Origin of the sequence: Acinetobacter sp. UBA3106 (assembly GCA_002365595.1) — a bacterium.
GTDB lineage: Bacteria > Pseudomonadota > Gammaproteobacteria > Pseudomonadales > Moraxellaceae > Acinetobacter.
Window position 1 is genome coordinate 73,833 of record DFAM01000023.1, and the last position, 14,816, is coordinate 88,648.

Consider the following 14,816-nt stretch of genomic DNA (forward strand, 5'->3'; position numbering starts at 1 on the left):
TCCTAAATGCTCAACTTTTTCAAGTTACGTTTTTTGCCATAAATAAGCTGTACGATCGCGCGTGTTACAGTAATGGCTGTAAACATCGAGCAGACAATACCAATCATCAAGGTGACTGCAAAGCCTTTAATCGGGCCGGTACCAATGGCAAACAGAATGAACGCAACCAGGAAAGTGGTTAAGTTCGAGTCAAAAATGGTGTTATAGGCCCGATCATAACCTGCGACAATGGCCTGTTTGGGCGATGCTCCCCATTTCATTTCTTCCCGTATTCGCTCACAGATCAGTACGTTGGCATCGACCGCCATACCAATGGTAATCACGATACCGGCAATACCCGGAAGGGTGAGGGATGCGCCAATCCATGACATGACTGTCAGGATCATCGCCAGGTTGGCAATCAGGGCAAAGTTGGCAATTAAACCGAATAGACGGAAGAATACCACCATCCAGATTGCGACCAGAATGAAACCGATTTGAGTTGATAACACGCCTTTGTCAATATTTTCCTGACCCAGGCTTGGACCCACGACACGTTCTTCAACGAAGTACATAGGCGCAGCCAAAGCACCGGCACGAAGCATCAAGGCAAGTTCAGCCGCTTCTTGAGGTGAATCCAGACCGGTAATACGGAACTGGGAACCTAATACTGCCTGAATGGTTGCTGCATTAATGATGACAGATTCTGCATAAGGCGTACGAACTTCAGTTTGCGCACCGGTTACAGGATCTGGAACATAACTGATTTTCTGCTTGTTCTCGATGAACAATACCGCCATGCGCTTACCAACCGCATTACGGGTTGCATCAGCCATCAGTTTGCCGCCAGCGCTGTCCAAAGTAATATTTACTTCAGCACCACCGGTATCCTGGCTAAAGCCACTCGATGCGTTTTGTACACGTTCACCGGTCAGAATACGGTTACGATTAAGCAGTAATTCACGACCACTATCCAGTGACTCATAAGCAAAAGCTTCTGTACCTGGCGGTAAGGCTTTTCCTGACGCCTTACCGGTATATGGATCGATATACTGGTCATTCAAATCGGAAACGATACGGAATTCCAGGTTCGCTGTACGACCTAATACACGTTTCGCTTCGGCAGTGTCTTGCACCCCTGGTAATTCAACCACAATACGGTTGCTACCTTGAGTTTGAACCAATGCTTCCGCTACACCTAACTCGTTAATACGGTTACGTAAAGTGGTTAAGTTCTGGTTGACTGCATAAGACTGAATTTCCTGCTTGCGTACATCGGTATAATTCAAACGCAGGGTTGAACCCGTTTCGGATGCAACAGCTTGCTGATTGAATTCATTACCATTACGGCGTAAGAAATCCATCACCGCGTCACGATCGCTGTTGTTGGCGAACTGTACGGTAATAGTATTGTTATTCAAAGACAGGCTGTTGAATTTCAGTTTGTTGTCACGCAGTTGACGACGCAAATCAGTCGCCGATGTTTCCATACGCTGACTGATTGCCTTGTCCATATCCACTTCCAGCAAGAAGTGAACACCACCACGTAAATCCAGACCCAGTTTCATGGGTTTGGCACCAATTTTCTGTAGCCATTCTGGAGTCGTTGGCGCAAGGTTTAATGCCACAACATAATTTTCGCCAAGTCCACGACGTAAAACTTCTTTAGCTTTTAACTGGGCTTCGGAAGAGTCTAAACGTAAAAGGGCAGCATTATTGCTAAAGCTGTTGTCATGGCTTGTAATTTTTTCACTTTGTAATAATTGCTCTGCTTTTTGCACGATGCTTTGATCAATTTGGGTACCAGCTTTGGCACCCGAAATTTGAACAGCAGGTTCATCGGGGTACAAACTAGGCAGGGCATATAATGTGCTAATCATTAAAACCACAATGATCAGCAGATATTTCCATGCTGGGTAACGCATCTGTTTTCTTCTTAAAATGAAAAAGTCGTGCAAGGGCACGACTAATTTTGATTAGAGATTATTTAATGTGCCTTCAGGAAGAACTGAAATCACACTTGCGCGCTGAATTTTTACTTCTACGCCACGGCTTAATTCAACCACTGCAAAATCACCTTCAATTTTAGTGATTTTACCCATTAAGCCACCCGCAAAAACAACTTCGCTACCTACACCCAGGCTTTCAACCAGAGTACGGTGTTCTTTTGCGCGTTTTGCTTGAGGGCGCCAGATCAGGAAATAGAAAATTGCGACAAAAACCGCAATCATCAAAAGGTTAGTCACCAAACTTGGTTGTTGTGCAGCTTCACCTGCTGCGTGAGCAGTAGAAATAAAAAGGCTCATTTCAATTTCCTAAACTAAAAAAATGTATTATCAACTACATGATAAATAAACTGACTTGCTCTGCAATTTACCTTGTCTTTTTCCTCAGCGCAAATGCTGATGGATTAATCTTCAGGACAAGGCGGCACTTCTAGACCACGACGCGCATAAAAATCCTGTACATATTCATCAAAAGTACCATTATCCAACGCATCACGAATGTCTTGTGTAAACCTTTGGTAATAACGCAGGTTATGAATAGTCCCCAGCATAGAACCGAGCATTTCACCGCATTTTTCCAGGTGGAATAAATAGGCGCGAGTGAAATTCTGGCAAGTGTAACAATCACAATCCGGGTCAAGCGGACGTTGGTCATGACGATATTTGGCATTACGGATACGTACCAAACCGTCTGTCACAAAATAATGACCGTTACGTGCATTACGCGTTGGCATCACGCAGTCAAACATGTCTACACCACGGCGGATACCTTCGACGATATCTTCTGGCTTGCCGACACCCATCAGGTAACGCGGTTTGTCTTCCGGCATTTTCGGTGGAAGATGATCCAGAATCTTGATCATTTCTTCTTTCGGTTCACCAACAGACAGACCACCAATGGCAAAGCCATCAAAGTCAATTTCTTTCAAGCCTGCCAGTGACTCATCACGCAGGTCTTCATACATACCGCCCTGAATGATCCCGAACAGGGCATTTTTATTTTTTAACACATCATGATGATGGGTTTTACAACGTTTAGCCCAACGTAGTGACAGCTGCAAAGATTTTTGTGCTTCTTCACGCGTAGCAGGATAAGGTGTGCATTCATCAAAAATCATCACGATGTCTGAATTCAGGGTATGTTGAATATCCATTGAAATTTCAGGTGATAAGAAGACCTTAGAACCATCAATAGGAGAGCGGAAGGTTACACCTTCTTCTTTAATTTTGCGCATGGCACCAAGACTGAAAACCTGGAAGCCGCCTGAATCGGTCAGAATCGGTTTATTCCATTTCATAAACTCGTGCAAGCCGCCGTGTTCACGAATCACGTCCAGACCTGGACGCAAATAAAGATGGAAAGTATTACCCAAAATAATTTGAGCTTTAATATCTTCAACATCACGTGGGAGCATGCCTTTGACTGTACCGTAGGTACCGACAGGCATGAACACAGGGGTTTCCACCACGCCGTGTTCAAGCGTTAAACGACCACGACGGGCACGACCCGACTGACCTAATTTCTCAAACTTCATAAAATATCCTGAACAAGAGCAAAGCACTGCGTGCAGTGCAAGAGCGAAAAAACAGTTCGCCGCTAAAAGTTCGCTATTTTCCTTGATTACGCACATAAACGCCAGTGTTGTCGAATTTTAACTCGATTCTTTTTTGCTGAAGAAAATAAGCTGAAAGAGTGGCTCTGCTTGCCCTGCGGATGGGCATACAGAAAAGATGGTTTTCTGCATGCCGATATTTTGATTTATTCTAATATTAACAATTTAAAAATTCGGTCGGTAGTCAAAATTCTGCGTAGCTGCCAGATCGCGGAAGGGACGAATGGCTTTTTTACCCAGTGACATGGTGTTGACGATGTTATTGGGAAAAATCTGAATATTGTTATTAAACAGTTCGACATTACGGTTAAAAATGGTAATGGCTGCCCCGACATTTTCATTCTGCTCTTCAATTTCATTCATCATTTTTAGATAAATTTCATTGGCTTTCAACTCGGGATAGTTCTCTACCACCACATTGAGACTACGCATCACTTCCTTATTGAGGCTTTCGATACGTTGTAACTGGGCAACATCGGCATTGTTTACATTGAGATTTAAAATATTCTGACGCAGTTCAGTGACTTTTTCCAAAGTACCTTGTTCAAAATTGGAATATTGTTCCACCAAAGGTTGCAGGCCATCCAGAATTTTAATTTTCTGACGTTCATAGCTTGCCACATCTGACCAGGCACGAATAGAGGCATTATGATGACGCACAATATTATTGCGAATCATGATACAGGCCACGATCACGGCAATAATCAACAATAAAAAAATCAATAGCCCCATTTATTTGTCCCCAAAACATTTATTATTACTATTTTAAAAATTGTGTTAAATCACGCTGTAAGCTTTCTAAATAAGGTAATTTAAAAGTACGTAAGTGTCCACGTAATGCGGAAATATCTTGAATGTTTTTTGCCCGTGTTGAAATGTGAAATAAATCGGCAGGCCCTAAAAAACATAAGATATGACTGTCGGGATGGAAGATTAAATCGCCCTGACGTTGGGCAAAAAACTCATCCAGTCGCAGCACAAATGCAGGGGTGAGCTGTTTCGCCATCTGCATTTCATCGCTGCCAAAAATATTGAGTTTTTGATTGATTTGTATATCACTGGTATGCCAAGGGAAACTGTAAGGATAATAAAAGTCCTTGTTAGCTGTAGTGACAGCTAACCCTTGTACTTCGATATCAAAAACAAAGACACCCCATAAATCTTTATGTACTTCGCTGACCTGTACTTCATTGCCGTCTTTATTACGGATACGGATTTCATTGACATAATGATATTGAAACACCATGACCTGATGCTGTTTGCCTTCATCATCCGTCCATTGGGTGCTGGCGTAATAGGGAAAGTCATTGGAAATACTGCCCTGATTAAAAACCGGGAACAGGCGTTTTAAATGAGCAATAAATAAAACCGGTTGCATGGGAACAGAAAGATGTTGCGGCTGCTGCTGGAAGGCGAGATTGTATTTTTTGGCAATGGTTTGCTGTTCCAGATATTCAATGACTTCATCCACGGGCTTGCTTTCTTCGTAGCTAATATAGGCCCAGAAAATCATAAAAAAACCGCTGATCAAGCTGATCTGAATCCAGATATTGCCTGGATTGATAAAAATCAGCAGGATAAAAAAAAGTCCTGCTGCTGCCAGAAGCAACGGGAGGACATTTTCAAACTTGAGCACGATCGGGGCATTCCAAGGGTGCAGGCCATCTAAAATATCCTGATGCGTTTGCGCCTTGCGGCCAATGTCCCAAAGCCGCGCAACATTATTAAAGACCCGTTCATTTTTTTTACGTCGAATATGAATCGAATGTTTAACAGTATCGAGCGGCATGGCGTGCTTCTTTTTATCGGCAAATATTAAGGTGTGATTTTATCAATCAACATGGCATCGCCATAACTGAAGAAACGGTACTTGGCTTCTACAGCATGATGATAGGCATTTAAAATATTATCACGATTCGACAGGGCCGAAACCAGCATCAATAAAGTTGATTCAGGAAGATGGAAGTTGGTAATCAGACGATCGACCACTTTAAACTCGTAACCTGGGTAAATAAAGATTTGGGTATCGCCCGTCCAGCCTTTTAGTTCACCGCCATTGGCCTGTGCAGCGCTTTCAGTGGCACGGGTTGCCGTGGTACCGACAGCAATCACTTTCTTGCCACGCGCTTTGGTTTCGCGGATTAGCGCCATAGATTCATCTGAAACATCACACCATTCACTGTGCATAATATGATTTTCAATATCGGTGGTACGAACCGGCAGGAAGGTACCCGCACCGACATGCAAAGTTACAAAGGTTTTCTGGATGCCTTTTTCTTCCAGCTTTTTCAACAAAGCTTCGTCAAAATGCAGGCTGGCAGTCGGGGCAGCAACACTGGCGATTTTAGTTGGATCATTAAAGACAGTTTGATAACGCTCGGTATCAATCGATTCAGCTTCACGGTTGAAGTAAGGCGGAATTGGCAATGCACCGTATAAATCTAGAACATTTAAAATCGGCTGAGAAAACTCGACAATGAACAGGTTCTCATGACGGCCTTTAACAGTGACTTTAACTTCATCTGGACCAATAAACAGTTCTGCACCTTCTTTAGGCGAGTTGCTGGCTTTAATGTGGCAATGCGCAATGAACTTGTCCATCATGCGTTCCACTAAAACCTCAACAGCGCCGCCAGTGGCACGTTTACCTTTCAGGCGCGCTTTCATGACCTTGGTGTCATTTAAAACCAGCAAATCGCCCGGTTCGAGTAAATCGAGAATATCAGTGAAGTGATGGTCATGATATTGGCCTTGAGCATCTAGATGCAAAAGACGTGAAGCACTACGGGTTTCAAGCGGGTAACGGGCAATCAGCTCGTCAGGGAGATCAAAATTAAAGTCGGAAAGTTGCATCTTCAATGTATAGAAATAAGAAAAACCTGTGCATTATAGGCCTGAAATGGACAAAACAGATGATATGTGATGCTTTTTAAGACAAAGTTTTTGATTTTGCTTTAAAAGTGAGCGATTGACTAAATTAGCTAATTGACAATTTCACGTTTGATAGTAATATAGCCACCACAAGCTGATTAGCTTGCAACACCTTTCCCGAGGTGGTGAAATTGGTAGACGCGGCGGACTCAAAATCCGCTGTCAGAGATGACGTGTCGGTTCGAGTCCGACCCTCGGGACCAAAATTCTAAAGAACCCCAAGCATATTAAGTCTTGGGGTTTTTTATTGCCTGATGAAAAGTGGGTAGTTGCATTTAAAGCATGGATAGATTTTATGTTATTCTTTTTAAAATATTTTTTATTTTTATGAAAATGATAACGATTGATTTATTAATTAAAATTTTGCCAGTATTTCTAGCTGTTGTGCCTTTTTTAGTCTGGCTTGATAAATCTAAGCGTTTTATGCATCGGCGGAAATTTTATTTGAATCGCTTGGAAGCTGTTAAGCAATACTTGGATAATTATTATAATTCGGACAAAATAAATTGGAGAATGATTGCGCTGCACAAGCATTGGTGTGTTCTGAGAAAATTGGACATTTAGAAGTGGATTATGTAATTAAAGAATTTCCGCAACGTTTTTTTATAATTATTAAAAAATTAATTACTGCACGTCATTTTATAAAAGCATTGATTGAAAATGATAAAATAATTCTTGTGGCGCACTCCTCTAAAGAAAATTATAAAAAGAAAAGAATGATTTTGGTTGGGATGTATTTGTCTTCAATTATTATTATCCCTCTAAATAATATTTTGGTCTTTCTGATCAAAAAAATAGGCTGGTTTCCTTTATTTGATGTGTCGGAATGGGTGGTGGTAGCAGGAGGGTTCTGTACTCTTGTTATTGGTACTATTATTGCCATTATTTCTGGTCTTCTATTTCGTACGATTGATGCGGCTATAGAAATTTATGATGATTTAAAAGTGGAGTGTATTCCTAAAAAGCAAGAAAGCTAAATTTGGTCTGAATTCTAGTTCATAGTCTTGAATGAAAATTAGAGTGTTATAAAAAGACACATAAAAAAACCGGCGCCTAAACGCCGGTTTTTTCTACATCACTGACACCGTCAGTTTTGTATCAACTTAGATTGAAGCAAGAGCAGCATTCAAAGTAGCGCTTGGACGCATTACCGCATTTACTTTCTCTTGATCAAGAGCGTAATAGCCGCCGATGTCTACTGACTTACCTTGCACTTCTGCAAGTTCAGCAACAATTTTCTCTTCATTGTCAGCAAGTGCTTTCGCAAGAGGAGCAAACTTCGCTTTAAGCTCAGCATCTTCGTCTTGTGCAGCAAGCGCTTCAGCCCAGAATTTAGCCAGGTAGAAGTGGCTGCCACGGTTATCCAGCTCACCAGTACGACGAGAAGGTGACTTGTCGTTGTCTAGCAATTTGCCAGTTGCCTGATCTAGAGTTCGAGCAAGAAGTTTCGCACGAGCATTGTTTTCTTTAATGCCCATTTCTTCTAGAGAAACAGCTAGAGCAAGGAATTCACCCAAAGAGTCCCAACGCAAGTGGTTTTCTTCTACCAATTGCTGTACGTGTTTAGGTGCTGAACCGCCTGCACCAGTTTCGTACATGCCGCCGCCAGCCATCAACGGCACGATAGACAGCATTTTCGCAGAAGTACCCAGTTCCATAATCGGGAACAAGTCAGTCAGGTAGTCACGCAAGATGTTACCAGTTACTGAAATGGTATCCAGGCCACGAGCAACACGTTCAAGCGTATAACGCATTGCACGTACTTGTGACATGATTTGGATATCCAAACCAGTTGTGTCGTGATCTTTCAGGTATTTTTCAACTTTCTTGATCAGTTCGTTTTCGTGTGGACGGTACGGGTCAAGCCAGAAGATCGCAGGCATGCCTGAGTTACGTGCACGAGTCACAGCAAGTTTCACCCAGTCACGGATTGGAGCATCTTTCACCTGACACATACGCCAGATATCGCCTTCTTCCACATTTTGAGACATCAACACTTCACCAGTTTCTAGGTCAGTTATGTTCGCAACACCTGCTTCAGGAATTTCGAAAGTCTTGTCGTGTGAACCGTATTCTTCTGCTTTTTGTGCCATCAAACCAACGTTAGGTACAGTACCCATTGTACGTGGATCGAAGTTACCATTCCATTTACAGAAGTTGATCATTTCCTGGTAAATACGCGCAAAAGTAGATTCAGGCATTACAGCTTTACAGTCGTAAGGTTTGCCGTCAGCACCCCACATTTTACCGCCACCACGGATCATTGCAGGCATAGAAGCATCTACAATCACGTCGTTAGGAGAATGGAAGTTAGTGATGCCTTTAGCTGAATCAACCATCGCAAGTGCTGGACGGTGTTCTTGACAAGCATGTAGATCTTCGATGATTTCTTCACGCAACGAAGTTGGTAAAGTTTCGATTTTCTCGTAAAGACCCGCCATACCGTTGTTGATGTTAATACCCAATTCATCAAACAGTTTGCCATGTTTCTCAAACGCTTCTTTGTAGTAAATGCGTACACAGTGACCGAATACGATCGGATGTGACACCTTCATCATGGTCGCTTTAACGTGTAGAGAGAACAGGATGCCTGCTTCTTTACAATCATCTAATTCTTTTTCATAGAAGTCGCAAAGCGCTTTTTTGCTCATGAACATTGAGTCAATGATTTCGCCTTCAAGAAGCGCAACTTTTGGCTTAAGAACAATGGTTTCACCAGACTTAGTGATCAATTCCATTTTCACGTTACGCGCGCGGTCTAAAGTCATAGACTTTTCACCATGGTAGAAGTCACCTTCGTCCATATGAGAAACGTGAGTTTGTGACCACTGTTTCCACTCGCTCATAGAATGCGGGTGTTTTTTCGCGTAGTTTTTCACTGCGGCAGGTGCACGACGGTCAGAGTTACCTTCACGCAATACCGGGTTTACAGCAGAACCTAAACATTTGCTGTAACGTGCTTTAATAGCTTTTTCTTCCTCAGTTACCGGGTTTTCCGGGTAGTCAGGAAGCGCATAGCCTTTCGATTGAAGTTCCTTGATACACGCTGTCAACTGGCCGACTGAAGCACTAATATTTGGGAGTTTGATGATATTAGTGTCAGGATCTTGTGTGAGACGGCCAAGCTCTGCTAGGTTATTTGGTACCTTTTGCTCGTCGCTTAGGAATTCGCTAAATTCTGCAAGCACACGTACGGCCACAGAGATGTCTTTTTTAACAATCTCAACACCAGCCGGCTTGGTAAAGGTCTCAATGATCGGCAGCAGGGAGTAGGTCGCCAACAATGGCGCCTCGTCGGTCAATGTGTAAATGATTTTTGACTTTCCACCAGCCATATGTAGCCCCTTGCTTTGGATTGAGTTTTCAGGCACCGAGCTTGTGGCTCAGTCCCGCGAACCGGTTTGCTTAAATAAAACATTAAAAAGTATCGGTGCTTATTTGCACCTCAGCCAAACAGCAAGATCTTGCATACTGATCTTTGGCTGAAAATTTGTATACATCAGTGTTGTTCACCAATACCGATATTCTACGTGAAATTTAGTTTTATTTCGAATCTAGACGTGGTAGTCAGTCTGTTAGAACGCTCAAACACTCATCTAATTGACCAACAGGGGATTTTGGGTGTTAATGTAATATATTTTATATTTATCAATTATTTGTATATTTTTTAATAAAAATATTGATTAAAATTTAAACATATTATTTTTCTGATTTGTAAACTAATTACTTACAACATGTTGGGTATCATGGAAATAAATCATTCATAACAGAATAACCTATAAATTAATTTTATATATGCTCAGAAAAATCGTTCTTGAGAAATAGATGTTTCTCATTATTCGGATACAATTTTATCTATAGTTCTGTATACCGCTATACACCTCAGTTGAAGTCGGAAATGACTGATTTTTTAGAACGCTTTAAATTAAATAGTATTAAATTAAGGTGATCATTGAGACAAATCAGGTTATTATTCACATTAATTATTTGGTTAAATTTTGAACATTTTAATCGGATGATAAAATAATTTAGGCTAAATATGACTTAGAATGTCACATTCTATCTATTTATGTCTTTATTGATTGTGTTCATAGTGAAATTTTGTTAATAAGGTAAAAGGTAATAATTATTTTTTACAACAATAATAGTGATTGGATGAATCAAATATGAAAATGCAGTTGCTTGAAATAGGCTCAGAAACTGAGCAGCTTAGTGCATGTAAGCTTTCACTATTATTGGGTGTGTTTACCCCGACTAATCAGGTTGAACGTTTTTTAAAATTTGCCCGTAAAATGCTTGGAGCAGATCAGGCGGTATTGACTTTTCATAATGAGCCTTATATCTGGTATTCCTCAAGACAGGGTTTTAAGGCATTTTGCTCGCCAGGTGAAACCTGTTTAAGTCCTTATTTTGAAGGCCAGACCTTTATTGATCATCAACATGCACAATATGCAAATCTGGTACAGCATATTGGTGAGTTCGGCGTAGATGCAAACCGTTATCTGGCTTTCGATCTGCGGATGAGTGATGGCGTGTCCATTGGCCAAGCGCTATTTTTTGATTTAAAACAGGAAAGTTTTGCGTCTGAAGATATTGCAGCCGTAAATGATTTTACCACCAGTCTTATCCATGTGATTGAATTGAAAGCCGATCATGCCGAACTTAAAGATATGTACGAGCAGCAAGCGGCACTCAACTTCAGCAAGACCAAGTTTTTCCAGATTATTGCCCACGACTTGAGAGCACCTTTTCATGGTTTGCTGGGTTTTTCCGAGGTGTTGGCGCAAGAACGTGAAACACTGGATGAATCGAGCGTACAGAGTATTGCTGAATATTTGTATGATACGGCACAATCCACCTATAACCTGCTGGAAAGTCTGCTGAATTGGGCAATGGCTGAAGGTGGACGTTTTATTTATCATCCGATTAATTTTGAGTTAAAACAGTCGACTAAAATTGTCTGCGATGTACTTAACAGTCTGGCTTTAAAGAAAAATATCCAGTTAATTGACCAGATTGAAGACGACATGAAAGTTTATGCCGATATCAACATGATTACTTCGGTGATTCAGAACCTGGTATCAAATGCCCTGAAATTCACGCCAATCGATGGTACGGGTAAAGTCATTATTGCTGCGAACAGATTGGATACGCACGTGCATATTTCTGTCCGTGATACGGGACTGGGCATGAATCAGGCTCAAATAGAGCAACTGTTCCAGCAATCTGTAACTGCTAGTATCAAGGGTACTGCAGGGGAGAAAGGGACTGGACTGGGACTGGTGTTGTGTAAACGCTTTATCGATCTGAACCATGGCGAAATTTTCGTAGAATCTCAGGAAGGTGAAGGAACGATTTTCCATGTGACCTTGCCGGCAGCCACCAATGCCCATCAAGCCTTAATTCCGGAACAGATCATCAAGAATGAAAAAGTGAAAGTATAGAAAAATAAATTTTCTTTTCCACTCTCTCTTGTCAGCTGCTATAACTAGGAAAAAATCAGGCTGAAGGTTTTAAGATGAATGCGGAACAATTGCAGAACACATTGCGAGCGAGCCAATACGCAGAACAGGTATTGGGGAAACACGGCGCTTTATTAGAACAGGATTATGCAATTGATCAATTTCTTCTTCCTTTAAGCACGCTTCAAATCCAGAACTTTGTTCATGACACGCTAGAGCAGATTGCAGATGAAAACACATGGATGCGTGCCATCCGTGTGCTTCGCGCGCGTCTGATGTTTCGCTGGATCTGGCAGGATGCCAATCGGCTGACCGATGTAGTTACGCTGACACGTGAGCTTTCCGATTTTGCCGATGCAGCCATTTGCGCGGCTAAAGATTTTGCCCAGGTACCTTTGGTGGCCAAGCATGGTGAGCCAATAGGATACGGTGGTGCCGTGCAGGATTTAATTGTTGTGGCTATGGGTAAACTCGGGGCACAAGAGCTGAATCTTTCCAGTGATATTGATTTGATCTTTGCCTTTGATGAACAGGGCGAAACAAACGGCCGTAAATGTCTGGATGTACAGCAGTTTTGTATTCTGTGGGGACAGAAACTGATTTATCTGCTGGATCATATTACCGCAGATGGTTTTGTATTCCGAGTTGATATGCGTCTGCGTCCCTGGGGTGATGGTTCAGCTCTTGCGATTAGTCATGCCGCATTAGAAAAATATTTAAGCCAGCATGGACGTGAGTGGGAGCGCTATGCCTGGATTAAAGCTCGTATTGTCACCGGTGGAAAAGAAGGTGATGAGTTACTGGAGATGACCCGTCCCTTTGTGTTTCGCAAATATGTCGATTACACCGCCTTTGAAGCCATGCGCGAAATGAAGGCGATGATCGAGCGTGAAGTACAACGCCGAAATATTGAAGATGATATCAAGCTGGGTGCAGGCGGAATTCGTGAAGTCGAATTCATCGTTCAAGTCTTTCAATTGATTTATGGTGGCTCAAAACTGGAGTTGCAGGATCGCCAGTGTCTGGTCAGCCTGCATCATTTGGGAGAAGTAGGGCTACTTGAGCAAAATGCCGTGCTTGAACTGGAGGATGCTTACCTGTTCCTGCGCCGTATCGAGCATGCCATTCAGGCTTTACATGACCAGCAAACCCAGTCCTTACCAACTGAGCCTGATTTAAGAAATCGTATTATTGAAACTTTGGGTTTTGAATCCTGGGATGCCTTCCTTGAGGTACTGAATCAAAAACGCGGCAAAGTTATTTATCAGTTTGAGCATTTAATTAAAGAAAAAGAGCCTGATCCGCTGGTGGAAAGTTTTACTCAGCTTGAAAAACAGCTGAATGAAGTACTGGATGAAGATGCCAAAAATCTGGTACATGAGTTTTGGTATGGCCATGCTTTAAAAAAATTACCGGCGAAAGCGGTACAACGTCTGAAAGCTTTTTGGCCGCACCTGATTGAAGCGATTTTACAGTCCGATAAACCGCAAGTCGCATTGCTGCGCTTAATGCCGTTGGTGGAATCGGTGATGCGTCGTACCGTGTATCTGGTGATGCTGATTGAAAGCAAAGGCGCACTGCAGCGTCTGGTGAAGATGGCAACTGTCAGCCCGTGGATTTGTGAGGAACTAACCCATTATCCAGTATTGCTGGATGAATTTTTATCAATGGATTTTGAATTGCCAAAACGCAAGGATCTGGAAGATTCACTGCGTCAGCAATTGTTACGCATCGAGATTGATCAGATTGAAGATCAGATGCGGGTTCTGCGCCTATTCAAGAAATCCAATGTATTGGCTGTGGCCGCCAGTGATGTACTGGCAGAAAGTCCGCTGATGAAAGTATCTGATGCATTAACCGATATTGCAGAAGTTTCAGTAAATGCCACGCTGCATTTGGCTTATCAGATGGTGGCGAAAAAACATGGTTTCCCATTGGATGCCGAAGGCCAGCGCTGCGCCCTGGATCATACTGCTTTTACCGTGATTGGTTATGGGAAAGTTGGCGGAATTGAACTGGGTTATGGTTCCGATCTGGATCTGGTGTTTATTCACTATATGAGTGAACAGGGCGATACAGATGGCATTAAACCGATTAGCGGTTTCGAGTTTGCCATGCGTGTGGCACAGAAATTCATGTCATTGATGACCACCCAAACTTTAGATGGGCGGGTCTATGAAATTGATACCCGTTTACGTCCATCCGGTGAAGCCGGTTTACTGGTGACAAGCCTGAAAGCCTTTGAACAATATCAATTAAAAAGTGCCTGGGTATGGGAACATCAGGCGCTGGTTCGGGCCAGATCGATTGCCGGTGAAGCTTCACTGCGAGAAAAATTTGAAGATTTACGCTGTCGTATTTTGACTCAACCGCGGGATGAGGCGAATGTTCGTGCAGAAGTGCTAAAAATGCGTCAGAAGATGAAAGAACATCTGGGTTCCTCCAAAGAGCAGCAAAAAGATGGGATTTTTCATTTAAAACAGGATGCAGGAGGTATCGTTGATATCGAATTTATGGCACAGTATGCGGTATTAGCATGGAGTGGGTCGAATCCTGATCTCGCCCATTACTCCGACAACGTACGAATCCTTGAGGATGCCGCAAAAACGGATCGCTTATCCAGCGCCGATGCGACAGCATTGATTCAAGCTTATCTCAGTGAACGAGCCGAGAGCCACCGTTTAGCCCTTGCAAATCAATCCATGCAAGTTGCAGCTGACGACTGGCACGATACCCGAGAGGTCGTTTGCAAGTTATGGCAAAGATTAATTGATCCAACTGCAACTTTTGCGTTGGATAGAAATGACTGTGTATAAAAATTTGGA

Annotated in this window: 10 protein-coding genes and 1 tRNA gene; 4 read left to right on the forward strand and 7 right to left on the reverse strand. The window is 42.4% G+C overall.

The window, feature by feature from the left end; translation table 11 throughout:
- Positions 1-2: 2 nt before the first annotated feature.
- The 6 genes from secD to queA form a co-directional block, all read right to left on the reverse strand.
- Entirely contained in the window at positions 3-1,904 is a 1,902-nt protein-coding gene (gene secD / locus B4C48_RS12795) for a protein translocase subunit SecD (protein WP_291357109.1), read from the reverse strand.
- A gap of 51 nt (positions 1,905-1,955) precedes the next feature.
- A complete protein-coding gene (gene yajC / locus B4C48_RS12800; RefSeq protein ID WP_086195837.1) occupies positions 1,956-2,285 on the reverse strand; it encodes a preprotein translocase subunit YajC in 330 nt (109 codons plus the stop codon).
- A 104-nt stretch (positions 2,286-2,389) separates the two neighbouring features.
- Positions 2,390-3,520, reverse strand: a complete 1,131-nt coding sequence (tgt, locus tag B4C48_RS12805) for a tRNA guanosine(34) transglycosylase Tgt (RefSeq protein ID WP_291357112.1) — start codon at positions 3,518-3,520, stop codon at positions 2,390-2,392.
- Between the two features lie 243 nt (positions 3,521-3,763).
- Positions 3,764-4,330, reverse strand: coding sequence for a LemA family protein (locus tag B4C48_RS12810; RefSeq protein WP_291357114.1), 567 nt, complete (start codon positions 4,328-4,330; stop codon positions 3,764-3,766).
- 28 nt (positions 4,331-4,358) lie between these two features.
- Positions 4,359-5,387, reverse strand: a complete 1,029-nt coding sequence (locus tag B4C48_RS12815) for a hypothetical protein (RefSeq protein ID WP_291357116.1) — start codon at positions 5,385-5,387, stop codon at positions 4,359-4,361.
- A gap of 26 nt (positions 5,388-5,413) precedes the next feature.
- A complete protein-coding gene (queA, locus tag B4C48_RS12820) occupies positions 5,414-6,451 on the reverse strand; it encodes a tRNA preQ1(34) S-adenosylmethionine ribosyltransferase-isomerase QueA (protein ID WP_291357118.1) in 1,038 nt (345 codons plus the stop codon).
- Positions 6,452-6,645: 194 nt separating this feature from the next.
- Between queA and B4C48_RS12825 the strand changes: the two genes are divergently transcribed.
- Positions 6,646-6,732: transfer RNA gene (locus B4C48_RS12825), tRNA-Leu, on the forward strand.
- 303 nt (positions 6,733-7,035) lie between these two features.
- Complete coding sequence (locus tag B4C48_RS12830) at positions 7,036-7,506, forward strand: hypothetical protein (protein ID WP_291357120.1); 471 nt, start codon at positions 7,036-7,038, stop codon at positions 7,504-7,506.
- 126 nt (positions 7,507-7,632) lie between these two features.
- Here B4C48_RS12830 and B4C48_RS12835 read toward each other — a convergent pair whose 3' ends face one another.
- On the reverse strand, positions 7,633-9,864 hold the full coding sequence (locus B4C48_RS12835; RefSeq protein WP_291357122.1) for an NADP-dependent isocitrate dehydrogenase: 2,232 nt from the start codon (positions 9,862-9,864) through the stop codon (positions 7,633-7,635).
- A gap of 831 nt (positions 9,865-10,695) precedes the next feature.
- On the opposite strand from B4C48_RS12835, the gene B4C48_RS12840 reads away from it, so the two are divergent.
- Both B4C48_RS12840 and glnE read left to right on the forward strand, forming a co-directional pair.
- Positions 10,696-11,973: a sensor histidine kinase gene (locus B4C48_RS12840; protein WP_291357124.1), complete on the forward strand. Its 1,278-nt coding sequence runs from the start codon at positions 10,696-10,698 to the stop codon at positions 11,971-11,973.
- Between the two features lie 74 nt (positions 11,974-12,047).
- A complete protein-coding gene (gene glnE / locus B4C48_RS12845) occupies positions 12,048-14,807 on the forward strand; it encodes a bifunctional [glutamate--ammonia ligase]-adenylyl-L-tyrosine phosphorylase/[glutamate--ammonia-ligase] adenylyltransferase (protein WP_291357126.1) in 2,760 nt (919 codons plus the stop codon).
- The last annotated feature ends 9 nt before the right edge of the window (positions 14,808-14,816 follow it).